We start from the raw sequence: 25821 nt of genomic DNA, 5'->3' as shown, positions 1-25821 counted from the left end.
GCTCGTCACTACTCTGCCTCCATGATCGCCTCGACCGACGACACTCACCGCGCCTTCCCGCCCGCCCTGGCCTCCATTTCCCGGACCGAGTTCGACTACGACGACGGCGACGGCATCGACTTCGAGCCGTACGACGCCTTCCTCACCGCCGACGACACCACGGCCTGGCTCCGCCAGTGGACCGGCAACCACGAACTCGACTGCGCCGCGTACCGGTTCTTCGGGCAGGACGGCACCGGCGGCAGGGCGGCGCTGTGGTGCGTTCGCGAGGGACATGGACTCACCGATCAGCCGGTCGTGTTCCTGGGCTCGGAAGGCGAGAGCGGCGTGGTCGCCGGGAACCTGTCGGACTTTCTGTGGGTACTGGCCGACGGCTTCGGCCCGTTGGAGGCGACGCTGTTCCCCACTCGCGCCCCTCGCTCGAACACCCATCTCACGGCCCTCGCCCACCGCCACGCCACGACCCGGCGCCGCTCGGCCCACGCGATCTTCGCCGCGGCTCGGGCCGAGTTCCCGACGTTCGACGAGGACATGGAGCAACTCTGCCGCTGAGTCACAGGCGTTGCCTCACCGTCGTTGCCGCCCCCGCAGGTTTCGCACTAGCGAACCACCCCAGTAGAGTGCCGCGCGTGAAAACAGGCGGGGAGCGGGGGAACTCGGCGATGCGGGCGGCAACGAAGAAGACGGACGGAACCACCGGAACGAGACTCCTGGCGATCCTCGCCTTCCTGATCACGCTCTTCGCGACCGGCACGCCGTCAGCACAGGCAACCAGCCCCTCCCCCAACACCCAGGCCGCCTACCTGGCGGAGCAACTCCGCACGAACCCGGTCTACGTCACCGACCAACTCCCCCGCGAGATCCCGAAGTCCACGACCCCGGCCTTCACCAAGCTCGCGAAGCGCACCGGCGTCCCGACCTACGTCCTGGTCCTCCCCGTGGAGGCCGCCGACGGCGAGGCCCTGCTCGGCACGGTCCACGATCGCCTCGGCAAGGACGGCCTGTACGTCCTGATCGACGACTCGTCGGTCACGGACGCCACGGCGTACGGCGTGACCGCCCCCGCCGACGACGCGTTGACGACCGCCCAGTACGAACTCCCCTTCGACGCAGGCCCGTTGCGCAACTTCGAGCGCTTCGTCGACGTCGTCGCGGAAGGCGCGGCAAAGGCGGCCACCCGAGCCCAGGCAGCTCGCGACAAGTACGACGCCGAAGGCGAACCGGCCGAGATGTACATCGGCCCGAGCGACCGCGACAACCAGTCGTTCCTCACCGGCATGGCGATCACGGGCGTACCGCTGGCGATGCTGCTCCTGATTCCCTACGTACGACGCTGGTGGCGCCGTAGGCCGGGAGCTCCCGTGTCCCTCAACAAGCGGTCCCAGCCAGGGCGTTGGCGCCGCTACCTGCTACCGGCCGCAGCCGTCGCCACCGCTGCCGTAATCGCAGCGACCGCCCCCCAAGTCTTCGACCAGACGACGTCGAGCGCGTCCCCGCGCCCCCGGGCGATCGACCTGAACGCCCGTATCGACCGGGTGGCCGAGGCCCTGTCCCAGGACCCGGTCTACCAGGACCCGGAGAGCCCCCGAGCCCTGGACAAGACGCAACTGGCCCAACTCCACACCCTCATAGAGAAGTTCCGGTCCTCGGCGGCCGGCGGCCAGGTCTTCATGGCCCTCGTCCCGCAGCTGTACGAGGACGAGTCCGGCAGCGACGAGGAGTACTTCGCGCACGCCGTCCACGACAAGCTGGGCAAGGACGGCGTGTACATCGTCGCCGACCCGCTGGACGGCTACATCAACGTCTTCGACCACGGCCTGGGCCTGGACACGTACGACCTCCTCAACGCCCTCCCCGAGTCCGTGGTCTACGGCGACGAGAAGTCGAACGACGCCGACGACCACCTCCTGGGCGAGCGCCTCACCAAGGTCATGACCGCCCTCGACAAGACGGAGCGCACGGAGGACCTGACGACGTCCGACGACGACGAGGCGTACCCGTTCACGGACCCGATCACCGAGGACGAGCTCAACCCCCTTTTCTACGGCGACTTCTGGCCGGGCCTGACCATCGGCGCGCTCGCAGCGGGCGCGCTGTTCGCGCTGGTGGCGGCGGCGCTGGGCATCGCCCGCAAGCCACTCCTGCGCCGCCACCCGAAACCACTCCAGACCTCGACCCTCCCCACCACGTCACCGGCGATGCCGACGAAGCCGTACCTGCGCGACACGGCCCGCACCGAACTCCAGGCGATGGCACGCGAATACGGCACCGGCGAAGGGGCCGACACCCGCGCCCGAAACCGCTACGAAGCAACAATGCTCCTGACAGCGGACAGTGGAGGCGTGGACGACGACCTGTCCCCCTCCACCCTCACCGCGCTGATCATCCTGGCCCGAGCGACCCGCGCGGCCCTCGCCGGCGACGACAGCACCCTGTGCTGCGGCGTGAACCCGTTGCACGGCCCGGCGAAGACCAGCCGCCACGTCCGCACGTCCAGCGTGGAGACCCGAAGGCGGATGCTCCCGGTGTGCGAGATCTGCCTCGACGACCCCCACAAGATCCCGGCCCGCCTGCTGAAGCTGCCGCCCAACGGACGCCCGTACTACGAGGACGAGTTGTTGTCGGCGGTCCCGGACGGTTTCACGAAGCTGGGCCGGAAGGTACGGGAGGCGGCACATGCGCAGTAGGAACACGGCCCGCACCCTGGCAGCCGCAGCCGCCCTGCTGGCGGCGCTACTCTCGACCACCCCCACCGCGGCAGCCGAGTCCCCCGGCGAACACATCGCGAACGCCCTGCACGACTCACCGGTCTACGTGGCCGACGCCTACAAGGACGCCGTACCCCCCACTCGCCAACGCCAGTTGGTGAACCAGATCACCGCAACCGGCCTCCCCATCAAGGTCGTCCTGACCCCCCTCACGAAGGGCGACGACTTCGACGGCGAGGCGAACACGCTGGCGTCGGTCGTCCACGACCGCCTGGGCCTCCGCAAGTTCATCCTCATCACCACGGACGGCGACTTCACCAACTCCCTCAACGGCTACGAATGGCCCTCCGACACCCACCAGACCCACGACGCCGTAGCCGCGGCCGGCTTCCTGGACGAGACACGGGACGCGGGCTTGGCGGACCTGACGTCGAAGGCGGTGGCGCTGGTGGCGGAGGGGAACGGGACGAGGGTGTACGAGGAGGCGATGCAGGACTTGGGAGACCCACCTCCGGCATCCTCGCCCGCCCCCAAGCAGGGTGCCCACAGCACGACTTGGACATGGCCACTGCTGACGATCCCGCTGCTAGCGCTGCTGACACTGGGAGCCCTGCTCCTCGCACGAAGGCGTAGCAGTCGTAGTAGTCGTAGTGGTAGTAGCAGGACACCGAACCCACGGCCACCCTCCCCCTTCTCGTACCCCCAGGCGGTGTTCGCCGCAGCCCGCACGGCGGACGAGTCGGCGCTACGACGCCGGGCGGGGCAGGAGGTCATCGCCCTGGGCGAAAGCGCCCAGGCAGCGAACGCGGCTAACACCCCGTCCCTGGGGCGGGCGTTGGACGCCTACGCCGCCGCGGCGAAGGTCCTGGACGCGGCCCAGGACATCCCGGACCTGGCGGGCGTACTGGCATTGGTGACCGAGGGCAGAGACGCCCTGACCAACACCCCCCACCCTCTCCCCCTCTGCTTCTTCAACCCCCTACACGGCCGAGCAACCAACCGCACAACCTGGCGCCCTCTCGGCCGCACAGCCCGCGCACAGATCGCCACATGCCCCACCTGCACCACCGCCCTCCGCCATCACCGCGCCCCGGAGACCCTCACGGACGCGGACGGGATGCCGTACTTCGAGGCGCCGCACGAGCAAAGCGTGTGGGCGGCGACGGGGTACGGGTCGCTACTGCGGGGCGGGGATTCACTGACGGAGAGGGTGACTCGGGGCGACTTCACGCGCACCCAGGGCGGGCGCTTCGACCCACGTTGACCTCGACCTGCAGGCCCGGCCCCGGCGCCCACCGCCCCATTTGCTCCCGACTCCTCTCCTCAGAATTCATGTCTCACGAGAAGTGCACCCTTGAAGCCCCACCGTTTGCCCATTGCCGCTGCGCTCGCGGCCGCTGCGTCCCTGCTCCTCACCGCCTGCGGCAACGGGAACAGCGAAACCTCCGGACCAGCCCAGGGAGCAGAGCCACCTAAGAAGTCGGCAACGCGTGCGGTAGAACCCTCTGAAGACAGGCCAGACGGCGTGGACATCTCTCTCCCTGAGGGCATCAACCTGGTCTTCGACTGGACCAGGCCGAAGGACAGGAACGAGGCGGCGGCGATGGACGGCGCCGCGAACTTCCTCCGAGCCATCTATCGGGGCGTCGACAAGGGAACGCCTGAGGACGCGGCTGTCACCACGTACGCCACTGGCGGCGGCCTGAAGTACGCGACCACGCAGATCAACGCCTATATCGACGGCGGCTGGACCGTCACCGGCACCCGGCGCCACTACGACGCCACCACGCGATCCAGCTCGAACGGTGAGTCGGTGGAGGTGGCGTTCTGCTCGGACTCGACCAAGTTCTACGGCAAGGAGACCAAGACGGGGAAGGTCCTCAAGACCGAGCCCAGCATCAAGGACTTCGACGACTACAAGATCATCATGGTCAAGTTCCCCACCGGAACGGATCTGTGGCAGGCATCCAAGGTGTACGTCGAGACGGAATCGGCGAGGTGCCGGTGACCTGACGCCGAGGGCTCGGACGCAGCTCGCCAACGCGTCCAGGGCTGTCGCCCGTTCGGGCACGATCAGGACACAGCTCACATCCATAGACGCCCCATATAGACGGGATTGCCCCTATTCGCAGGGAACTTCGCTCTGGCGAAAGCGGGAACCTCACCGATAGCGTCAGACCTCTTGACTGAACTTATTTCTCACGGGGAGTTCACTGTGAAGCGCCGCACTTTGCCCGTTGCCGCCGCGCTGGTGGCGACGGCCTCACTGCTGTTGACGGCCTGCGGCAGCGGGGACGACGGCTCGAAGGGCAACGACAAGATCGCCGGCGCGGACCAGGGGTCGGAGACGCCGAGCGCGTCGGCGTCGGCCTCCGGAGCACCGGCGGAGGACAAGCCGGACGGCGTGGACGTGTCGCTGCCGAAGGACATGAACCTCGTCTTCGACTGGGACAAGCCGAAGGGCAAGAACGAGGCGGCCGCGATGGCGGATGCGGCGAACTTCATGCGCGCCATTTACCACGGCGTCGACAAGCGCACGACCAAGGACGCCGCCCTGGTCACCTACGCCACGGGCAATGGGCTGAAGTACGGGCAGACCCAGATCAAGGTCAGGCTCGACGGCGGCTGGACGGCAACGGGTACCCGGCGTCACTACCAAGCCACCACCCGGTCCGCGTCGAACGGAAACACCGTCGAGGTCGCATTCTGCGTGGACTCGACCAAGTTCTACTCCAAAGAGGTCAAGACCGGAAAAGTCCTGAAGGGCGCGCCCAGCATCTCGGACTTCGACTACTTCAAGATCATCATGGTGAAGCTCCCCACCGGCGACGACCTGTGGCAGGCATCCCACGTGTACGTCGAGCCGAAGGCGGCGAAGTGCCAGTGAACGGGCCACGCCGTACGACCCTCAGCGCCGGCGCGGCAGTCCTGACGCTGACCTTGAGCCTGATCGCCCTCGTGGAACCGGCCTACGCGGGAGAGGCGCCGGGCAACACCCAGGGCTCCGACACAGAACAGTCTGCCGGCAGCAACGACACCGGCATCTACGCCGCCGCAAAGATCCAGTACTCCGGCTCTGTCACCAAGGACGGCAGCACTGGCAACGTGACGTCCTCCGACGTCAACTGGACGCCCCCGCCTTGCTGGTACGCCCCCTACCTCGGCGCCAAAGCCTTCAAGGAGAAGATGTCCAAGTCGATCGAGGACGCCAAGAACACCCCCGGCATGGGCGGCACTTCCGGCGCAGCGATCGGCGAATTGCAGCGCCACTACGAGGACGAGTACGGCTGGACCGACACCCCCGGCTACAAGGACTACAACGTCGACAAGGACGGCGAGGGGATGTTCTGGGCCGGGGTCGAGAACCCCAACGAGCCCGACCCACTCAAGCGAGGCTCATGCAGCGACATCCCCTTCTGGGTCGACAACGGCGAGCCTCCGCCGCCCCAGCACGAAGAGGCGATCAAGCCGGAGATGCTGGCGGCCCTGGCGTACCAGCACATGACCCTGCCGGACACCAAGGTCACCCTCGCCCCCGCGGCCACGACCAAGGTGAACCTCCCGACCTGGGCCTGGCTCGACAAGGCCGTCTTCGACGAGGTCCAGGCGACGGCAGCCATCAACGTCCCCGGCTTCAACATCCAGGCAACGACAACGGCCAAGCCGGTATCCCTGAAGCTGGAGCCCGGCACCGACGACGCCCAGACCTACCCGGCCTCGGGCGAGTGCACGATCAACGCCGACGGCTCGATCGGCGAACCGTACGCCAAGGGCAAGTCGGACGAGACCCCGCCCTGCGGCCTCAAGTACCTGCGCTCTTCGGGCGACGGAACGTACAAACTCCGCGCCACGATCACCTGGCAAATCTCCTGGACCGGCACGGGCGGCGCCGGCGGCGACCTCCCCGACGGCACCTTCGGCAACGAACAGGCGGTGACCGTCCAGGAAATCCAAGCCGTAAACCGATGACCCCGGCGAACGCTTGGTGAGCCTGACTGATTTCCGAGAGCCAGCAGAGATCCACTTCACGAAATCTGCATCTCTGCCACATGACCAACGAGCAATACCCCCAGGAGTGCTACAACTCATGGCCCCGAGCATGAACTTCACGTTCGGGGCAGTTGCGCACCACGGCATGATCAAGCCAGGAACACCTTCCATTCATCCCCTTCTTCCCCTATGGCCTATCCCGCAACGAAGTTCACAGTGGCGGTACAAGACCGCACACGGCTACTGTCTTTACTCTCGCCTGACCCTTCATCCCACCAGGAGACGACGGTGAGATGTCGGCCCTTACCCGTCGCTCCGGCGTTCGGCAACCCACTGCGGATCGCCGACAAGAGTTACCGGCACTGTCGGGCTCCTCAACTTCAGCTTGACGCTCAGCTCGTCGACTGCATCAAAGATCTCACTCAAGCGGGGGCTCCATGAGCGACTTGTACATCGATGGTGAAATGCTGAACCGTGTGCGCCACAATTTGAGGCACATCGACGAACTCTTCTCCAAGCCTATCCATGCAATGGCGGAAATCGACGCCAAAGCCATGGGTGCATCTCAACTCGAACGACGGATGGAAGAATTCGGCGACGAGTGGTCGTACGGAATCAAGCAGTTGCGGAAGTTCTCCAAGGGCGCTGTGAAAACTCTCGACACCATCGAGAAGACGTTCGACCAGCTCGACCTGGACCTGGCAGCGGCGCTTTCGAAGGCGGCCAAGAAGAAGTGAGTGCGCCTACTGTCGATGATTTTCCGGTGCTTGGGTTCGTTCCATGCCCCGGAGACCACGTAGCGGTGGACAAGGTGGCTGGATCTATCCGTCACACCGCTGATGCTCTCGGTGAAATCAATCGCGTCCTCAAGGGAGCCGCTGACGGCGATTGGCGAGGCAAGGCGGCTATCGCGTTCCGGGAACTCCTGGATGACGACTTCCGTCCGAAGATCGAGGATGCATACGACTCATTTGATCAGGCCAAGCGAGTAATCCAGGGCTGGTCCGACTATATGGAGGACAAGCAGAAGAAGGCTCGCAGCCTCGAACGAGAGGCCGCTGAGGCCAAGAATTCGGCAGATAAGGCCAAGCAGGCCGAATCAGACGGAGAAAAGAAGAAGCCGACGAGCGGGAGCGACGATTCTTCAGATCCCGTTGAGGATGTACGAAAGCGTGCCCGAACCCTCCACGCCGAATACGAGGAAGAGGGAAAGAACTCCGCCAAGAGGCTGCAGAAGGCGATTGATATCGCCCCGAACGAGCCAGGCTTCTGGGAGAAGCTTGGTGAGTCCATCAGCAATGCCTTCGACGCCATCGCTGACGCGGCGGCATGGTTGCACGACCAGGCGATCGAACTCCTGGGGAAGCTCGCCCCACTCCTGGACCTGATCGGTGACATCGCCGGACTGCTCAGCGCAGTCACCGGCCTGCTCGCACTCATCCCGGGTCTGCAGTTCCTCGGTGCCGCCTCTCTCGTCCTGGCAGGTGTCGCCCTGGGCGCCCACTATCTGTCTGCCGTCGGGACGACCGGCAGCTTCGGCAAGGCGCTGCTGACCAAGGACGTCATCATGGATGCCGTCGGGTTCGGTCTGGGCAAGGCCGGCGCAATGCTCGGCGACGGCATCCTCGCTGCGGCCAAGGCGTCTGGGGCCCCCACCCGAATGGTTCCTCAGTTGATCGGCTCAGCCAAGGAACTTCCCATGGGCTACTTCCAGTTGGCGTCGAGTAGCTACGCAATGGGGCAGAGCGAATTCCTCTGGCGAACCGGGCAGTACTTCACCACCTGGACCGGAAACGTCATGACGGCCGAAGGTGGCGGTGACTCCGTCGAGACACTCGGCAAGATCTTCTCCTGGGACTTCGGTCCTCTGACACAGAAGCCAAAGGTCACCAATTGAGCACCGCTACGAGTACCAGGGACATCGAGCCCGGCGAGGTCAAGCTTTTCGTTCCACCGGACTGGTTCGATCTCATGGCTGATGGCACAGACAGGGCCGCCACCCGGGCGCGGTGTGCTGACCTTGTCCGCCTCACCTACCCGGACACCCCGTTGGAGCGTAGGGAAGAGTTCACCGACGGACTGCTCTACTGCTACGACCGGTACCTCGCCGACGGTGTGCTGATGTACGGGGTGATCACAGCGCCTCTGCCGACTACCGGCGCGCAGGCGGTCTGGCAGGTCTATGGCGGCGTCGTCGCCGTACCTGAACGCCCCGAGGAGATGGATCTCGGCGTACTGCTGACCCAGGTGTTCGATGAGCAGTTCGCTGAGAAGACGGCCTATGTCGAGCACTTCACCACTGACATGGGGCTGGGTATCGGCTTCATCTCACAGCCTCCTGTCCTGGTCCCCAGCGACTGGGACGACAATGCTGGCACGGATATGCGAACCGGTCTCGCCGGAGTGCTCGCCTGCCCTCCCGAGGGTGGTAAGGGTCTCCTGGTCATCGGAACCTGCCTTGACCCGGATCAGGTTCGAGAGCTGGCTGGCCTCATCGCGGTCATCGCCAGCCGCTCGGTTTTCATCCCCCCGAATACCGAGTGACCAAGCGGACGACACAGGAACGGACATGACGAACACCACCAACGGTCACCCCCCGGCCCCCGCCCGCACATCACTCTTCAGGGCAGCGCCCCTACCGGAGCCTCCTGATGTACCGAGCAGTTGGCCAGACCGAGCCTCGCGGCTGAAAGATCAGGCGAGCGCGCTGAACACGCTGATCCGCGAAGATCTCTCGCGTGGCCGCGCGCTCGTCTTCCTCCTGTGCGCGGCGCTGGTGACCCTCGTTGCTGGTCTGGTTCCCGCCATGGTGATCGACGCCGCCGATTCCGAACCGGACAACTCAACCGACGTTGCCGTGGCGGTGGTACTGGGCGTGGTGATGCTCGCCGTCCTCGCCGTACCGGCGTTGTTCGTCCTGCGGGCGTTCCGCAAACGGTCCACCAAGCGCTTCGAGCTGCTGAAGAAGTGGGCAGCTGTGGATCGCAGCCACGACTCCGATTTCCCCACGCGTTACGGCACCCGGGGATACCCGCATGGCCGCTTCTTCTACGGTGCTGTCGTCCTGGCGCTCGTTCTCATCCTCGGAGCGGCTCTCCTCTCGGACTTGTCCGACCCCACCGCACTCGGATTGCTACCCTCCCTGGTTGTCGCGGGGCTGTTCTCCTGGGGCCCGGTCAGGAAGTACGCGCAGCGCTATAGCTGGTCCGAACACGAACGGGTAATCCGGGCCCGGGCTCGCAGGCGGGAACTGCATCGCACGCACCTCGCACAGTCCACGGCCAGCGGGTCACCGACAACGTACTTGGCCGGGACTCGCATCCACCCGATTCTGCTCTATGCGGCTCTTTTCGGCCCGGCCGTCATCGTCACTCTCGTCTTCGTCGTCGCCCGCCCGAAGAACGCCCTCGGCCTCGTCCTGGCGGGCCTGGTGGCCCTGGCGATCCTGGTGATCGGACTGCCCAAGGTCCTCCTCATGCGCCGCCGTGAGCGAGCCGAACTCGACTCAGCCACGAGTTCTCTCGCTTCCGCGTTCACCAACGGAACGATGACGCACCCGGTGCGTTATGGACTCGGCGAGTCGGACAGCCGGACTGCAGTCACCTCGACCGCATCCTCATGGGATCACGGCCCCTCTCGTACTGGGGTACTAGCCGTCGACTCAGGAGTCCTGCGTCTGCGCGGGATGGACGGCGCCACGCTTGATCTGCCGATCACCGACGTGCAGGGCGCGGTGTACTTCTCAAGCGGCGTGGCTTGGGTTCCGGCCTCGGTCGACGTGCTGCTTCGTTCCGGAGAGGCCATCGAGTTCCGGTCACCGGCAGCCCGAGCCATCACGGACGCCCTCGTCGGCAATGGTGTCCCTGTGACTACGGCCTAGAAGGTTCAGCGAGCGCAGGCGATGCCAACAACGAAAGGCCGTTCGCGCCGCCTGCGCACCTCCAGTTCACCGTTCCTGACGGCTGACTTGCACATACACCCAAAAAGAAAAGAAAGAGACCCCCTTGTCCGAAGGCACCCTGTGGAGCGCCGACCTCGGTGCGCTTCACATGGACACGGATGCCAATAAGGGCCTTTGGGGCACTCCGTCGATTCCACAAGAGTTTCTACGAGCAGACGATCGTGACGCTCCGGGACAAGCTACAGGCCGACGAGGCCTTCATCTACCGCCCCGTTCCTCTGACCTACATGCCGTTGGTGATGCACGCCACCCGCTTCCACTGCGAGGCCCTGACGTGGCCTCCTGCGAGGGAGTCACCGCGCTCACGGTGCCGAACCCCGCAGTCCCCGAGTGGCAGCAGCGAACCGGCATCGCGCCCTTCGCCTCCCCGCACCTTGGCGCGGACGGGGTCCGGGCCACCCGCTCCTACCCTGCGGACTGCACCATCATGATGACGTCGGTGACGTACCACTGGCACACCCCGCTCGGCCTCCCCGACGTCGTGCTCCGCGGCCACCACGACGATCCGGAAGTGATCGCCGCCGTGATGGAAGCACTGGACGACTTCGCACGGACGCTCCGACTTCCCGCGACGGCCCACTGAAGTCTTTCGGCGTCGCCGCTGCGACAGGAGAGGTGGCCCTGGCGTTCGCAGATCCTGGGCGCTTTCCTAACGCCGCCCCCATGCCGACGTATCCCCCTCTCATGCCGGAGATGCAGGGTTCGAGGGCGATCAGGACAGATCTCACACCCACAAGAACCCCATACATCCGACTTATCCCCGTTCACAGGAAAGTTCGCTCTGGCGAAACAGAGAACGTCACCGATACCGTCAGACCTCTTGACTGAACTGATGTCACACGGGGAGTTCACTGTGATGCGCCGCGCTTTGCCCGCTGGGGCCGATACGGGCGACACGGAAACGTCGGCGTCTCCGAGCCCAGGTGCCAGCGACTCGGTGGCGCCCTCGACAACGAACAGGCCGTGACAGTCCAGGGAATCCAGGCCGTCAACCGCTGATCTCACACATGGGCGGCCGATTGGCTCCGGCGCATCGGCCGTTCGAGGAATCCGGAACAGGACATGAGTGACCTGCGGCTCGAAGACACGATCTTCGAGCACCTGAAGAAGACCTTCTCCTCCATCAGCGATCGCATGGAGGACGCCCGCCGCGATCTCAAGGGCACGGACGCCACGGCCGTGGGCGAGAGCAAACTCGTCGAGGACGTGCAGGACTTCGCCGACGACTGGGGCTACGGCATCAAGCAGCTCGGCAAGCACACCCACGGTGCGGTGAAGATGATCAACAAGATCAGCGAGACCTTCGACAAGCTCGACCTGGAGCTGGCCGAGTCTCTCAAGGTCAAGAAGAAGGGCAAGTGACGTGGCGGGCCAGCGGACCTTCCCGCACATAGGTTGGGACCCCACTCCGGGGAATGTGGAGGAGACGCGCGAACTGGCCAAGCGCCTCGGCAGGTTGGCCGGTGAGCTGGGCACGGCGGTGCGCGAGCTGGAGCGGATCGAGTGCGGCGCCTGGAAGGGCAAGACCGCCATCGCCTTCACCGAGTACATCGGCGAGGACGTCACGCCCCTCATCCGCAAGAGCCACGAGTCCTTCGACAAGGCCTCGCGCGCCCTGCACCGCTGGGCGAACGAGCTCCACGACTTCCAGGACGAGGCCGACCGGCTGGAGAAGTCCGCCGGAGAGAAGCTCGAAGCCAAGGGCAAAGCCAAAGAGGGCACCGAGGAGTACGGCAAGGCTTCCGGCGACGTCAACGAGGTCACCAACAAGGTCCACGACCTTGAGGACCGCTACAAGCTGGCAGCCGCCAAGATCGGCAAGGAGCTGGACAAGGCCGCCGACATCGCCCCGGACGAGCCCGGCTTCTGGGACAAACTCGGCAAGGGCATCGCGGACGCATGGGATGCCACCGGCGACTGGCTGAAGGAACACGCCGATCTGATCAAGGAGATCGGTGATGTGCTGAGTCTGGTGAGTGGCGCCTTGGGGCTCCTCGCCATCATCACCGCGCCCTTTGAACCGATCGGCGCCTTCTTCGCTGCTGCGGCGATGATCGCAAGCGGCGCAGCCCTCCTGACCCATGTGGTCGCCAAAGCGGCTGGCGCGGACGTCAGTTGGGCCGACATTGGACTCGATGCACTCGGCATCCTCCCCGGCGTCAAAGGCCTCCTCGGCACCGCCGAACTCGCCAAAGGTACTAACGCCGCAGCACGCGCCGCAAAGCTCGGGGCAGGCTACGAAGGAGCCATGGAATCGAAGAAGCTGTTCATCCTTTTCGGTCCGGCTAAGGAAGTCCCGGTCGTCAAGCTTGCCCAAGGCGGCAGTCGCATGAAGCTCGCTGTCGAGAGCGGGCTGCAGAACTTTCGCCAAGGCCAATGGATGGGCACCCAGGGGATGAACCTTCTCGCCTCCAAACTGCCGTTCGTGAAGAGCGCCGAAGCAATCGCGCCCATGGGAAATCTGGGTCGCGGCTTGGATGCCGCCATCAAGGCAGGCCTTGTCGGACACAAAGCAAACACCATCGCCACTGCGAACTGAGCACGTCCGTACGTACGTGATCGCCGCGGAGTCTCAAGAAGAAGAGTCACAGTATGGACAGTGCCGAACAACCTCAGGTACTCAGTGTGGAAGGCATGGCTCTGCCGCCCATGGCCCTCCGTCTCCCTGGAGGCATCCACGCGATCGAGGTCTCGCTGGACGAGGTCGAACGAACCGCAGCCGTGGAACAACTGGTCCGGGACATCTATCCACGGGGCGAGGTGCCCTTGTGGCAAGCCATGAGCGCCTTGTACAGCGCAAGTGCACTGGAGATGCTGTCGGCCGGCGTCTCCTTCTTCGGCATCGGCCTGTATGACATCGAGGACGGCGGCGGCGTAGCACACTGTTCACTCACTGTGGCGGTGTTCGAGTCCGGTGAGGCAGAGCAGGACATCGTCGCCCAGGGCATCTTCGCCCTTCTCAGCCCCGACCCCATGCGTGACGTGACATGGCTGGACCTGCCTTGTGGTCCCGCGGTTTCGGCGATCTCCTTCCGTAAGCTCGTGATCGACGGCCAGTACACGAAAAGCGGCAAGGACGAGGAACTGTCGATGGGCCAGATGCAGGTGCACATCCCCTTCTCGACGGGCCCCTACACAGCCGTGATCACCTTGGACACGGCCTCGGTCGAGCAGTGGGAGGAATTCACACATGCCATGGCCGGGATCGTTGGTTCGTTGGAGTTTCCGAGGGATGACTCAGAAAGGGTGACGCGCTGATGGGATGGAGCCCCGTGGTCGACGAGGAACTCCTCTTCCGGATCACCGTCAAGTTCGCCACCGGCGTGGCACCCGCGGTGGCGGGCAGCAGATGGTTCCGCGACCCGCAACGTAACGACATCCAGGACGAGTTGGACGGCTGGCCCGCCGGTCCAGTGTTCACTCCGCATACGACGGGTGATCAGGCCGCTCGTCGCACCGGTCGCGGGCTTCTCGGCGCCGTCCAGGTGATCGCGAACCTCGTCGCCAACGTCGGCGGTGCCGCTGGTTCGCCCTTCGGCAGCGCTGTCGGTGGTGAAAAGCCGGAAGAACCCGAGAACGAGGTTCACGATTTCCCGGTGATGTGGGCCCCTCCCAGCACTCTCGCACGTACCGTCCCATGGCAGTTGGATCCTGGGCGACAGCCGGACGGCTACAGCACTGATCTTGTGCTGACCACTCGACGACTGCTGTTCCTCGGCGTCCGAGGCGGCAACCTCGCCGAAGAAGAACCCGCCGAAGAAGAACTCGCCGCATTCTCCCGGGAGGTGATCTCGGGGGCTCAGAAGATGAAATTCAGCAGGGCCGGAGCGGACGTACGTATCACCTTCTTTGATCAATCCTGGATCCGTCTCTTCACTGGCAACCCGAATTGCGCCGAACGAATCACAGGAATCCTCTCCGGCAGCGAGCAGGCCGTGCCCGAAAGCATGCTTACTGAAGGGCAGCGCCGACGAGTCACCCAATTCATCTCGGGCCATCACGACGCGACACAACGTCCGGTGTACATCAAACTGAACAGCGGAATCGTCTTCGTGGAGGCCTACGTTCCGTCAAAGGCAGGCAAGGATCTCGTCAACGCGGTCGGAATTCTGATGGACGATGCAGGCGAACCGGCACAGCCGCATCCGGGCGATCTGTAAGAGATCGCACACTCAGCCTCTGCCGCACCCTCCACCCACCACCCACCAGCACGATCGTCTTGGCCGGCCCGAACGACTCCGCTGTTACCGAGCCGTGTGAGCGGTTAATCCAGGCACGGGCGTACGACGGGAACACCATCCGGTGCACTTGGCGCGAAGGGGCCAGCCAGCGCCTGACATTGAGCGTTTTCAGTGTGGCCACTGATCGGGTGACGGAGCGGTGTGAGGTCGGGGCGCGCAACGGACAGGGCTCCCGTGCCGTTGAGGGAGGTGTTCGACGTCTCAACTCAGCAGCACAGGAGCCCTGTTGGTTCCGTATCCTGCCGCACTCGACCTGCCTCACGCCTTGGTCGAGTCGGTCACGATGCTCATCGTCACCCGCGAGGGTGACCGGCGGTGCAAACTCCCGCCGCACCGCCGTGCGCTGGTCGCACTCGTGTACCTGCGTCGCCACGACACCCTCGCCCGTATCGCCAGAGCCTTCGGGATATCCGTCGGTACCGCCCACGCCTACGTCACCGCGGTCACCGGTCTGCTCGCCGAGCAGGCGCCGGGCCTGCTCAAGACGCTGCGCGTGCACGACCCGGACTTCGTCCTCCTGGACGGCACGCTCGCCGAGTGCGACCGCGTCGGCGACGGCAGGGCCGACTACTCGTCGAAACATAAGCGGCACGGGGTGAACGTGCAGGTCGTCACGGACCCGGCCGGCGAGATTCTCTGGCTGTCGCCGGCATTGCCTGGCCGGACCCACGATCTGACGGCCGCCCGCACCCACCAGATCCTCCGGATCTGCGCGCGCCAAGGTGTCCCGATCCTCGCCGACATGGCCTACATCGGTGCGGGCGGCTGGGTCACTACCGCCAAACGTCGCCCGCCAGGCGGTGAACTCACCCTCACCGAGCGGACCGAGAACCGGGCCCTGTCTGCGGCCCGGGCACCTGTCGAACGAGGCATGGCACGGCTGAAGTCCTGGCAGATCTTCCGCAGATCCCGCATCAGCCCCAACCGCATGAGCGTCATCACCAAGGCTGTCCTCACCCTGGAGAAGCAACGCTGAAAACGCTCATTGACCAATCCTCGGCGCTGCGGGAACGCCCTACTGCACGCCCGCCACACGGCTCTCGCCCCTGCCCTTCGGGCGGTACGCACATGACACGCGCCTTCCGTGCCGTGCTCACCGCGATGGGCTCTGCGGCGGCGTTCTGACCGTTCCGGGCCGTGGGGCTATCGAAGAAATACGCAAGGAGCACGGCCACAGCCGCCGTCAGCAGCAAGATCACCCCGACGATGAGCACGGTGCGGCAGAGCGCCCTGCGCCCCACCGCACCGTAGCCGTAGCCGTCTAGTCAGACGTCACTTACGAGCCGACTTAGCCAGCTCCTCATCGATCTGCTCGAACTTGTCCGCCGCGGTCGTGAGGTAGTCCCCCATCCCGTCCAGACCGTCCAGCGTGTCCTTCGTGCCGCGGACGAACTCGTCGAAGTTCTCGTCGAAGGCCTTGGACGAGCTCTTCGTCACGTAGCCGGACTGGACGAGGTTGTTGATGTACTTCTTCAGCCCGTCGAGCTTCTCCTGGAGCTTTTCCTTCTCCTTGACGACGTGCTTCGCAGCGTCGCGCATGTCCTGATATGTGACATCAAGGTCCTTGGCCATGTGGCCGCTCCCATCAAAACGCCGCAGGGCCAACCCCCGTGGCTCCCTGTTTGCAGAGCGATCGGCAGCCGGGCCGCCCTGGGTGGCCCGGAGGCACCCGGGGCAGCCGGTGTGATCGTCCGCTCTTGGTGCAGCAGCTTACGGGTGGGACCTGAGGTGTCACATCCCCGGTTGTGAACAAGACGTCGTGAAGGCGTCACGAACTCGTGCACACCGCCGTTGCCATCGGGAAGTTATCGGAAGTTATCCACAGCACCGCACCCTGCCCTCGCCTCCCCGCTCCCCAGTTGTCACACCCACCCGATATCGTCGATTCCTGCCGTGGCCTGCGTTGCAGAAGCAGCCACGGGGGCCACAGTGGCCGTGGGGAGGACATACCGTGCGCCTGACTCTGACCGTCGTCGACCCGTTCGGTGGCGGCACCGCCGATGTCGTGCTCGATGCCGATCCCGAGTCCACCGTCGGGGACATCGCGGCAGAGCTGGCCAAGCAGGTCGGTGCCTCCGGTGGCGCCCAGGTCATTCCGCTCGGGCTCCAGCAGCATCAGGTCCCCGCCAACAATGCCCCACTCGTATACGTCGATGGATACGGCGTCGACCCCTCGTCCACGGTCGTCAACTCCCCGCTCCGAGACGGCGCGGTCGTCTCCCTCCAGGACCCCGCCGGCTGTCTCCCCGGCGAGCCCACCGGTCTCGTCGAGCTCCGTGTCGTCGGTGGGCCCGTCGCCGGGTTCGTGCACCGGCTCGGTGTCGGGCGGTACGACATCGGCAGCGGGCCGGCCTCGTACATCCGCATCGATGACCCCGAACTCGACGCCCGCGCCCTCACCTTGTCCGTCGCCACCGACGGCACCTGCCAGGTCGCCGTCCACACCAAGGCCGAGAGCGACGACGACCCCGCACCCGTCACCCTCGACGGCGAACCCATCAAAGAAGAAAAGGGCGACAAGACCGACTGGCCCCTCGGCGGGCAGATCGCCGTCGGCAACACCCTTCTCGAGCTGGCCCGTTACTCGCCGCCCAACGCCGCCCTCAAGTGGTCCGACGACGGCATCGGCCTCGACTACAACCGGCCCCCGCGGCTCCGGCCCCCGGACCGGCAGACCAAGTTCCGGCTGCCGTCGCCTCCCCGCGAGTACGAAGCCCGGCCGCTTCCCTGGCTGATGGCGCTCACGCCCCTCGTCGGCGCCATCGTCTCCGTGCTGATCTTCCAGCGCTGGTACTACCTGATCATGGCGGCCCTCAGCCCCCTCCTCCTCTTCGCCAACTACTTCAACGACAAGAAGCACGGCCGCAAGTCCCACGCCAAGCAGGTCAAGGAGTACGAGGAGCAGAAGGAGAAGGTCGAGAAGGACGCCCAGGACGCCCTTGTCGCCGAGCGGACGGATCGGCGGCACGCCATTCCCGACCCTGCCACCGTCCTCTCCCTCGGCACGGGTCCGCGTACCCGCCTCTGGGAGCGGCGGCGGACGGACCGTGACCATCTCCTCATCCGCGTCGGGACCGGGCAGATGGATTCGGAGGTCGTCCTCGACGATCCCGAACAGCTCGACCACAAGCGGCAGGTCACCTGGAAGATCGAGGACGCTCCCGTCGCCCTCTCGCTCCGGTCCCTCGGCGTCATCGGCATGGCCGGGCCCGGTGACTCCGCTCGTTCCATGGGGCGTTGGGCCGTCGCGCAGACCGCGGCCCTGCACAGTCCGATGGACGTGCAGTTCTACGTGCTGAGTGAGAACACCGCGCAGGAGTCCTGGGACTGGACCCGGTGGCTGCCGCACGCCAAGCCCGGCTCCGGGCAGGACGTCAACGTCCTCATCGGCACCGACGCCGAGACCGTCGGCGCCCGCATCGGTGAGCTGACCCAGATCCTCGACGCCCGCAAGAAGGCCGCCGAACAGAACAAGGGCCAGGGCACAAACTTCAGCGACCCCGACATCGTCGTCGTATGGGACGGGTCTCGCCGGCTGCGCTCCCTCCCGGGAGTCGTCAGAATCCTCCGCGAGGGGCCTGCCGTCTCCATCTACGCCCTCTGCCTCGACGCCGAGGAGCGGTTCCTGCCCGGGGAGTGCCAGGCGTACGTCGTCGCCGAGCCGCCCGCGCAGGAGTACGACCACCTTCAGCAGGCCCAGGCGCAGCAGCAGGCCACCGGCGGCGGTTTCCCCGGTTTCCCCTCCTTCCAGGCCTGGCATCAGACCACCGAGGACCCGGCCCACACCCAAGCCGCCGACAAACTGCGGCTGCGCGTCGAGGAGGCCGGGGCCGAGCGGATCAAGGACGTGCGGCCCGACTTCGTGTCGCCGGCGTGGTGTCTGCGGCTCGCCCGCGCGCTCTCGCCGCTGCGGGACATCAGCGGGGAGACCGAGGACTCGGCGCTGCCCTCCGCCTCCCGCCTCCTTGACGTCCTTCAGCTCGAACCGCCGACCAGCGATGCCATCGTGGCCCGTTGGCGGATGGGCGGGCAGTCCACGATGGCCGTGATCGGTGAGTCGTACGACGGGCCCTTCGGCATCGACATCCGCAAGGACGGTCCGCACGGCCTCATCGCCGGTACCACCGGTTCCGGTAAGTCCGAGCTGCTCCAGACCATCGTGGCCGCGCTCGCCGTCGCGAACACGCCCGAGAACATGACGTTCGTCCTCGTCGACTACAAGGGTGGCGCGGCGTTCAAGGACTGTGTCCATCTCCCGCACACCGTCGGCATGGTGACCGACCTCGACGCCCATCTCGTCGAGCGGGCCCTGGAGTCCCTCGGCGCCGAGCTGCACCGCCGCGAGCACATCCTCGCCGCCGCCGACGCCAAGGACATCGAGGACTACCAGGATCTCGTCCGGCGTGATCCGTCGCACGCGCCCGTGCCCCGACTCCTCATCGTCATCGACGAGTTCGCGTCGATGGTGCGTGACCTGCCGGACTTCGTCACCGGACTCGTCAACATCGCCCAGCGAGGACGTTCCCTCGGGATTCACCTCCTCCTCGCCACCCAGCGGCCCTCCGGTGTCGTGTCCCCCGAGATCCGCGCCAACACCAACCTCCGTATCGCGCTGCGCGTGACCGACGGCGGTGAGTCGTCCGACGTCATCGACTCCCCCGAGGCCGGTCACATCAGCAAGAGCACGCCGGGTCGGGCGTACGTCCGGCTCGGGCACGCCTCGCTGGTGCCGTTCCAGTCGGGGCGTGTGGGTGGCCGGCGGCCGGGTGCCGCCGATCCCGCCGTACTCATGCCGTGGGTGGGGCCGCTGGCCTGGGAGGACCTCGGGCGGGCCGCGCTGGTCAAGCCGAAGGCCGAGTCCCGTGAGGACGAGGAGATCACCGACCTCAAGGTCCTCGTCGACACCATCCGGGACGCCAACCGCTCGCTCGGCATCCCGCCGCAGCACAGCCCGTGGCTGCCGGCGCTCGACGAGCAGCTGCTGCTCGACGACATCCAGCTGCCCGCGTTCGCCGGCGGGCCCGGCAAGCTGGCGCCCGCGCCGTACGGTGTCGAGGACCTGCCCGCGCAGCAGGCCCGCCGCCCGGTCGCGGTCGACTTCGCGTCCTTCGGGCATCTGATGATCGGCGGTGCGCCGCGCAGCGGTCGTTCGCAGGTGCTGCGCACGCTCGCGGGCTCGATCGCCCGCACGCACTCCGTCGCGGACGTGCACATGTACGGCATCGACTGCGGCAACGGCGCGCTCAACGCGCTGACCCGGCTGCCGCACGTCGGCGCGGTCGTCGGCCGTAACCAGACCGAGCGGGTCGTACGGCTCATCAACCGCCTCAAGGCCGAGATGGACCGCCGGCAGAACCTCCTGGCCGACAAGGGGTTCGCGGACATCGGCGAGCAGCGGGCCTCGGTCGCCGAGGACGAGCGGCTGCCGCACATCGTGGTGCTCCTGGACCGCTGGGAGGGCTGGGTGCCCACGCTCGGCGAGGTCGACCACGGTTCGCTGACGGACGAGTTGCAGACGATGATGCGCGAGGGCGCCTCGGTCGGTATCCACCTCGTCCTCACCGGTGACCGCACCCTGCTGGTCGGCCGGATCGCGACGCTCACCGAGGACAAGTACGGTCTGCGGCTCGCCGACCGCAGCGACTTCTCGGCGCTCGGCATCCCGGCCCGCAAGGTGCCGGAGGAGATTCCGCCGGGCCGTGGTTTCCGCAACGAGTTCGGTACGGAGACGCAGTTCGCGCTGCTCTCCGAGGACACCACGGGCCAGGGCCAGGCCGCCGCGCTGGCGGCGATCGGCGAGGCCGCAGCAGCGCGCGACGCCGCCGTCCCCCGCACGCACCGCCCCTTCCGCGTGGACAGCCTGCCGAGCCGGGTCTCCTTCCCGGAGGCCTGGGAGATGCGCGACCCGGACGCGTCCCGCGCCCGGCTGTGGGGTCTGGTCGGCATCGGCGGCGACGAGATCGTGGGCTTCGGCCCGGACCTGTCGCAGGGTGTCCCGACGTTCGTGGTCGCGGGCCCGGCCAAGTCCGGCCGCTCGACGGTCCTGATGAACTTCGCGCAGTCGTACCTGACTCAGGGCGTACGACTGGTCATCGCCGCCCCGCGCCAGTCCCCGCTCCGTCAACTGGACGGCACGGACGGCGTGTTGAAGGTCTTCACCGGTGACGACATCGACGAGGACGAGTTCGAGGAGCTGATGGACGAGGCGAGCCCGGAGGAGCCGATCGTCGTCCTCGTCGACGACGGCGAGATCCTCGAGGACTGCGACGCCGCGAGCCAGTTCAAGAAGCTCGTCTCGCGCGGTGCCGAGCGCGGTCTCGCCATGGTCATCGCCGGTGACGAGGAGGACGTCTGCTCCGGCTTCTCCGGCTGGCAGGTCGACGCCAAGAAGGCCCGCCGCGGCATCCTCCTCTCCCCCCAGGAGACCTCCTCCGGCGACCTCATCGGCGTCCGCCTCAACCGCGGCCTGGTCGGCGGCCAGATCACCCCGGGCAAGGGCATGCTGCACCTCGGGGACGGGGAGCTGCGGACGGTCGTGGTGCCCGGGTGAGCCGCAAGGCGGCCCGGCCCTCGCTCCGGTACGAGCACAACAGGGAGCGGCCCGCTTCCCGACGGCAGCGGGAACAGCGGGAACGCCCTTGGCTGGTGGCCCTGGTGGTGTTGCCGGTGGCCACCGGCGTCGTCGCCGTCATGGCTCTCGTCGGCAAGGCGTGGGGGCCTGCCGCCTGGGGTGACCTGGCACCCGAATGGCCTGGCCAGGGGTACGGGTTCAGCCTCACCCTCGGCGTCCTGGAGGCGCTCGCCGCGGGCGCGTGCATCGCCCCGCTCGCCCGCGCGAGGCGCAAGGGGAACAAGCTGCGCTCGGCGGCCTGGGGCGCCGCCGCCCTGCCGGGCGCGGTCGCGTTCGGGCTGGTCGCGGCTGTGGCGCTCGCGGGCATGCGCCCCAAGAAACGTCACAGAAGCGGCGGTTGCCATCTTGAGGGGCACCCCTGCTGGGTGCACGAGCACTATCCGTACGCCTGGCTCGTCGGCCTCGTCGCGTTCGCCGCCGTAGGCCTCGCCCTGCTCTTCACGATCGGCATCCGTGCCGACCAACGGACCAAGGCCCCCGCTCCTACCGCTACTTGACCTTCGACAACCGCGCCTCGGGATTCCCCTCCGCCTCGCTCTCCGAGACGTACGTCAGGTCGTCGCCGGTCGGCGTCAACCGGACCGTGTGGGCGGCCGGGTTGCAGCCCTCGTGGTTGGACTTCGCGCCCACCGAGGTCGCCACCAGCTGCGTCCTCGTCACCTGCTTCAGGGTCAGTACGTCGTTGCAGACACCGCCGAGGATGTCGGTCTGCTTGAGCTTGCCCAACTCCTCCCCCACGGCCACCTCCTTGACCGTCAGCCGGAAGGTCCCCATCGGGATGCCGGAGCCGGTGGCCTGGCCCTCCCAGGTGCCGAGGTAGCGATCGGGAACGACGCCAGGGGCCGTGCCGTCCGCACCGGCACTCTCCGTCGGCGCCGAACTCGCCGTCGGCTGCGGCGAGTACGCACCGGAACTCCCCGCGCTGGTGTCCTTGTCGTCGTCGGGCAGCAGATCGAACACGAACACCGAGCCCACCGTCACCGCAGCCAACGCCCCGGCGACCGCGAGCGCCACCGTGCAGCTGAGCCGCCGCCCGCGCCCGCCCGCCCCCGGCACGGAGGTGGCCGCCACGGAGACGGACAGCTTTCCGGGCGTGTCACGCGCGTCGGAGACCCCCGGCACCGCGTCCCGCGGCTCAGGCACCACCGGCACGACAGGCGCCCCCACCGGCTTCGCCGGCATCACCGGCGGCGGCCCGAACTCCCCCACGGTCGGCAGCCCCGCCGGCACCCCCACCGAGGGACTGCTGAACCCCACCACCCCCGAAGGGACCTCCCCCGCCGCTTCCAGGTTCAGCAGCTGTACGGCACTCCGGCTCACCCTCTCGACCAGCGCCCCCGGCAGCCACCCGCCCGCGACCAGCCGTGCCGCTCCTTCCGGGGCGAGCCGGCGGGACAGCTCCGCCGGAGCCGGGCGCTCCTCGGGCGACTTGGCCAGACAGGCCGCCACCACGTCCCGCAACTCGCCGTCCAGCGCCCCGAGTTCGGGCTCCTCGTGGACGACCTTGTAGAGGAGGGCGGCCGAGGAGTCCCCGGGGAACGGCGACGCCCCGTTCGCCGCGTACGCCAGCACCGCGCCGAGCGAGAAGACGTCCGCCGCCCCCGAGACGCCCTTGCCGAGGATCTGCTCGGGCGACATGTATCCGGGTGAGCCGATCGAGACGCCGGTCGACGTCAGGGACGCCGTGCCGTCCGTCGCCCGCGCGATGCCGAAGTCGATGAGGAGCGGGCCGTCGAGGGTCAGCAGCACGTTGGACGGCTTCACGTCCCGGTGGACGAGCCCGAGTTCGTGCACCGCCGCCAGCGCCTCCGCCAGCCCCGCCCCCAGCACCCGTACCGAATGCGCGGGCAGCGGACCGTCGTCGGCCACCGCCGCCGTCAGGGACGGGCCGGCCGCGTACGCCGTGGCCACCCACGGCACCGCCGCGTCCGGGTCGGCGTCCAGCACCGGGGCGGTCCAGGCGCCGCCCACCCGCCGCGCCGCCTCGACCTCGCGCCGGAAGCGGGCGCGGAACTCCTCGTCGAGCGCGAAGTGCGGGTGCACGATCTTGACGGCGACCGTGCGGCCCCCGGCGCTGCGCCCCAGATAGACCCGGCCCATGCCGCCGGAGCCGAGCCGGCCGAGCAGCCGGTAGGGCCCGACGGCGGTCGGCTCGTCGACTCCGAGTGGCTGCATCTCGCCCACCCTCCCCCGTGGGGCCGTCGAGACCCCGTAAGACTCAGATGCAGACTACGACTGAAGCAGTTCCCCTTCTTACGGCTGAAGCAGTTCCACCTTCACGTCCGCCGCGAATCCCGTCGTCGGCCCCACCCGGCGGGCGAACTCCGCGACCGCCTCCAGCTGCGGGCCGCCGAAGCGGAAGTCGAGGGTGGTGAAGTACTGCTCCAGGACCCGCTCGTCGAACTCCTCCCAGCGGGCGGCCTGTTCGGCGACCTTGCCGACCTCGTCGAGGGACAGGTTCCGGGAGGCGAGAAAGGCCTCGTGGACGCGGCGGGTGATGACGGGCTCGCGCTCCAGGTAGTCCCGGCGGGCCGCCCACACGGCGAAGACGAACGGCAGCCCCGTCCACTCCTTCCACAGGGAGCCGAGGTCATGGACCTCCAGGCCGAACTTCGGCCCGTCAAGCAGGTTGGCCCGCAGCGCCGCGTCGCCGATGAGGACGGCGGCCTCAGCCTCCTGCATCATCAGGCTGAGGTCGGGCGGGCACGTGTAGTAGTCGGGCTGGACGCCGTACCGCTCGGACAGCAGGAGCTGCGCGAGACGGACGGACGTACGGGAGGTCGAGCCGAGGGCCACGCGGGCGCCGTCGAGCTCGTCCAGGGGGACCTGCGAGACGATCACGCAGGACATCACCGGGCCGTCGCACCCGACCGCGATGTCGGGGAAGGCGACCAGGTCGTCGGCGTTGCGCAGGAACTCGACGAGGGTGATGGGACCGATGTCGAGATCACCCTGCACCAGCTTCTCGCTGAGCTTCTCCGGGGTGTCCTTCGTGAGCTCGAAGTCGAGGAGCGTGCCTGTTCTCGCCAGCCCCCAGTACAGGGGCAGACAGTTCAGGAACTGGATGTGGCCGACGCGCGGCCGGGTGCGGTAATTGTCCACATCGTGAGGCTAGACCCTGGGGCCTGACGTACGATGGCCACCCCCGCCGTCAACCCGACACGAGCGAGATCAAACTTCCGGGTGACGTGATCTTGGCCTCTATTGCTTTCGGCTGCCCACATGCTAGGCTCGCCGCAAGTTGCAGTTTGGTTTCCCTTGCAGTACAGAGCCTGCGGAGCATGTAACCGCGGGCTCTAGTCGTTTTCAGACGTATGCAGTTGTGCAGCACTGTTTTCACAATCGCAGGTTCTGGAGCAGGGCAACCCTTTGGGCCCAAGGAGGGCTTATGGCTACCGGAACCGTGAAGTGGTTCAACGCCGAAAAGGGCTTTGGCTTCATTGCCCAGGAGGGCGGCGGCCCGGACGTCTTCGTCCACTACTCCGCCATCAACGCGAGCGGCTTCCGTTCGCTGGAGGAGAACCAGCAGGTCTCCTTCGACGTGACCCAGGGCCCGAAGGGCCCGCAGGCGGAGAACGTCACCCCCGTCTGAGACTTTTCGAGTCTCTGATCCGGACCTGAGAGCAGTACCCAAGGAGCCCCGCGCCGCAAGGCGACGGGGCTCCTGCCTTTATGCCCTTGAGCATCTACATGTGCTGCATGACCAGCACGAACGTCGTCCCCGGAGCGAGCGCCTCGTACGAGTGCGGCACATCCCCGCGATACGTCATGTAGTCCCCGGCCCCCAGCTCCACCGTCTCCCCCGCCGGGCCGGCCTTGAGCCGCCCCGTGCTCACGATCAGATGCTCCACACTCCCCGGAATGTGCGGCTCCGACTCCCGTACGGCCCCCGGCTCGGCCCGCAGGTGGTAGATGTCCCGCCGCGCCCCGGGCGGGCTGGCGGACAGCAGCGTGGCCGCGTACTCGGCCTTCTCGGACGCCACCGTGGGCCCCTGCCCCGCCCTGATCACCTGCACGGACGGCATTGGCGGCTCCACCAGCGCGCTGAACGGCACGCCCAGCGCCACCCCCAGCGCCCACAGCGTCTCGACGCTCGGATTCCCGCCACCGGCCTCCAGCTGGGACAGCGTGGACTTCGCGATCCCGGCCCGCTTGGCGAGCTCCGAGAGCGACAGCCCGGTACGCGCGCGCTCGCGCCGCAGCGAAGCGGCGATCCACTCCAACGGAAGACGGCTGTCGGCCATGTTCGTTCGCTCCATCGGTACGACTGTTCGCCTTGACGAACACAAC

General features: G+C 67.1%; 23 protein-coding genes. 19 read left to right on the top strand and 4 right to left on the bottom strand.

The features are described from left to right. Positions 1-21 precede the first annotated feature (21 nt). The 16 genes from IQ210_RS39410 (at position 22) to IQ210_RS39335 (ending at position 15876) form a co-directional block, all read left to right on the top strand. Positions 22-552 (top strand): SMI1/KNR4 family protein, encoded by a 531-nt coding sequence (locus tag IQ210_RS39410; protein ID WP_194084068.1) that lies wholly within the window; start codon positions 22-24, stop codon positions 550-552. A gap of 110 nt (positions 553-662) precedes the next feature. Continuing rightward, positions 663-2687, top strand: a complete 2025-nt coding sequence (locus tag IQ210_RS39405) for a hypothetical protein (protein ID WP_228049294.1) — start codon at positions 663-665, stop codon at positions 2685-2687. After that, on the top strand, positions 2677-3972 hold the full coding sequence (locus IQ210_RS39400; protein ID WP_194084066.1) for a hypothetical protein: 1296 nt from the start codon (positions 2677-2679) through the stop codon (positions 3970-3972). The genes IQ210_RS39405 and IQ210_RS39400 overlap by 11 nt, the downstream gene beginning before the upstream one ends. Before the next feature lie 90 nt (positions 3973-4062). Continuing rightward, positions 4063-4716 (top strand): hypothetical protein, encoded by a 654-nt coding sequence (locus IQ210_RS39395; protein ID WP_194084065.1) that lies wholly within the window; start codon positions 4063-4065, stop codon positions 4714-4716. Positions 4717-4923: 207 nt separating this feature from the next. Continuing rightward, complete coding sequence (locus IQ210_RS39390; RefSeq protein ID WP_194084064.1) at positions 4924-5595, top strand: hypothetical protein; 672 nt, start codon at positions 4924-4926, stop codon at positions 5593-5595. Next, a complete protein-coding gene (locus IQ210_RS39385; RefSeq protein ID WP_407699739.1) occupies positions 5592-6677 on the top strand; it encodes a hypothetical protein in 1086 nt (361 codons plus the stop codon). Before IQ210_RS39390 ends, IQ210_RS39385 begins: the two co-directional genes overlap by 4 nt. Before the next feature lie 458 nt (positions 6678-7135). Beyond that, entirely contained in the window at positions 7136-7435 is a 300-nt protein-coding gene (locus IQ210_RS39380) for a hypothetical protein (RefSeq protein ID WP_194084062.1), read from the top strand. After that, a complete protein-coding gene (locus IQ210_RS39375; RefSeq protein WP_194084061.1) occupies positions 7432-8595 on the top strand; it encodes a putative T7SS-secreted protein in 1164 nt (387 codons plus the stop codon). Before IQ210_RS39380 ends, IQ210_RS39375 begins: the two co-directional genes overlap by 4 nt. Next, positions 8592-9242 carry a hypothetical protein gene (locus IQ210_RS39370; RefSeq protein WP_228049292.1) on the top strand — a complete coding sequence of 217 codons (651 nt, stop codon included), beginning with the start codon at positions 8592-8594 and terminating at the stop codon, positions 9240-9242. The genes IQ210_RS39375 and IQ210_RS39370 overlap by 4 nt, the downstream gene beginning before the upstream one ends. A 25-nt stretch (positions 9243-9267) precedes the next feature. Next, positions 9268-10578, top strand: a complete 1311-nt coding sequence (locus IQ210_RS39365; RefSeq protein ID WP_194084060.1) for a hypothetical protein — start codon at positions 9268-9270, stop codon at positions 10576-10578. A gap of 388 nt (positions 10579-10966) precedes the next feature. Continuing rightward, positions 10967-11242, top strand: coding sequence for a hypothetical protein (locus tag IQ210_RS47605; RefSeq protein ID WP_228049291.1), 276 nt, complete (start codon positions 10967-10969; stop codon positions 11240-11242). Between the two features lie 479 nt (positions 11243-11721). Continuing rightward, positions 11722-12021, top strand: coding sequence for a hypothetical protein (locus tag IQ210_RS39355; protein WP_059193036.1), 300 nt, complete (start codon positions 11722-11724; stop codon positions 12019-12021). A gap of 55 nt (positions 12022-12076) precedes the next feature. Further along, the gene (locus IQ210_RS39350; RefSeq protein WP_322657855.1) at positions 12077-13198 is read left to right on the top strand and encodes an enoyl-CoA hydratase/isomerase family protein; all 1122 of its coding nucleotides are present in this window, start codon (positions 12077-12079) and stop codon (positions 13196-13198) included. A gap of 53 nt (positions 13199-13251) precedes the next feature. Beyond that, positions 13252-13917 carry a hypothetical protein gene (locus IQ210_RS39345; RefSeq protein ID WP_194084058.1) on the top strand — a complete coding sequence of 222 codons (666 nt, stop codon included), beginning with the start codon at positions 13252-13254 and terminating at the stop codon, positions 13915-13917. 14 nt (positions 13918-13931) lie between these two features. Beyond that, positions 13932-14819 carry a hypothetical protein gene (locus tag IQ210_RS39340; RefSeq protein ID WP_322657853.1) on the top strand — a complete coding sequence of 296 codons (888 nt, stop codon included), beginning with the start codon at positions 13932-13934 and terminating at the stop codon, positions 14817-14819. 307 nt (positions 14820-15126) lie between these two features. Then, positions 15127-15876 (top strand): transposase family protein, encoded by a 750-nt coding sequence (locus tag IQ210_RS39335; RefSeq protein ID WP_194084056.1) that lies wholly within the window; start codon positions 15127-15129, stop codon positions 15874-15876. Positions 15877-16172: 296 nt separating this feature from the next. On the opposite strand, the gene IQ210_RS39330 is transcribed toward IQ210_RS39335, so the two are convergent. After that, on the bottom strand, positions 16173-16439 hold the full coding sequence (locus IQ210_RS39330) for a WXG100 family type VII secretion target (protein ID WP_059193207.1): 267 nt from the start codon (positions 16437-16439) through the stop codon (positions 16173-16175). Between the two features lie 412 nt (positions 16440-16851). Here IQ210_RS39330 and IQ210_RS39325 point away from each other — a divergent pair, with 412 nt between their 5' ends. Both IQ210_RS39325 and IQ210_RS39320 read left to right on the top strand, forming a co-directional pair. After that, the gene (locus IQ210_RS39325) at positions 16852-21450 is read left to right on the top strand and encodes an FtsK/SpoIIIE domain-containing protein (RefSeq protein WP_194084055.1); all 4599 of its coding nucleotides are present in this window, start codon (positions 16852-16854) and stop codon (positions 21448-21450) included. Next, positions 21447-22028, top strand: coding sequence for a hypothetical protein (locus IQ210_RS39320; protein WP_194084054.1), 582 nt, complete (start codon positions 21447-21449; stop codon positions 22026-22028). Before IQ210_RS39325 ends, IQ210_RS39320 begins: the two co-directional genes overlap by 4 nt. On the opposite strand, the gene IQ210_RS39315 is transcribed toward IQ210_RS39320, so the two are convergent. Continuing rightward, positions 22021-23706 (bottom strand): serine/threonine-protein kinase, encoded by a 1686-nt coding sequence (locus tag IQ210_RS39315; protein ID WP_194084053.1) that lies wholly within the window; start codon positions 23704-23706, stop codon positions 22021-22023. The genes IQ210_RS39320 and IQ210_RS39315 overlap by 8 nt on opposite strands. 78 nt (positions 23707-23784) lie before the next feature. Then, complete coding sequence (locus IQ210_RS39310; protein ID WP_194084052.1) at positions 23785-24633, bottom strand: menaquinone biosynthetic enzyme MqnA/MqnD family protein; 849 nt, start codon at positions 24631-24633, stop codon at positions 23785-23787. A gap of 286 nt (positions 24634-24919) precedes the next feature. Between IQ210_RS39310 and IQ210_RS39305 the strand changes: the two genes are divergently transcribed. Next, entirely contained in the window at positions 24920-25123 is a 204-nt protein-coding gene (locus IQ210_RS39305) for a cold-shock protein (RefSeq protein ID WP_003992177.1), read from the top strand. Between the two features lie 94 nt (positions 25124-25217). On the opposite strand, the gene IQ210_RS39300 is transcribed toward IQ210_RS39305, so the two are convergent. After that, positions 25218-25790 carry a helix-turn-helix domain-containing protein gene (locus IQ210_RS39300; protein ID WP_228049290.1) on the bottom strand — a complete coding sequence of 191 codons (573 nt, stop codon included), beginning with the start codon at positions 25788-25790 and terminating at the stop codon, positions 25218-25220. Positions 25791-25821: the final 31 nt, after the last annotated feature.

Origin of the sequence: Streptomyces justiciae (genome assembly GCF_015163075.1) — a bacterium.
GTDB lineage: Bacteria > Actinomycetota > Actinomycetes > Streptomycetales > Streptomycetaceae > Streptomyces > Streptomyces justiciae.
Note: the sequence above shows the minus strand (reverse complement) of the source record. Positions and strands in the feature narration are given on the sequence as shown.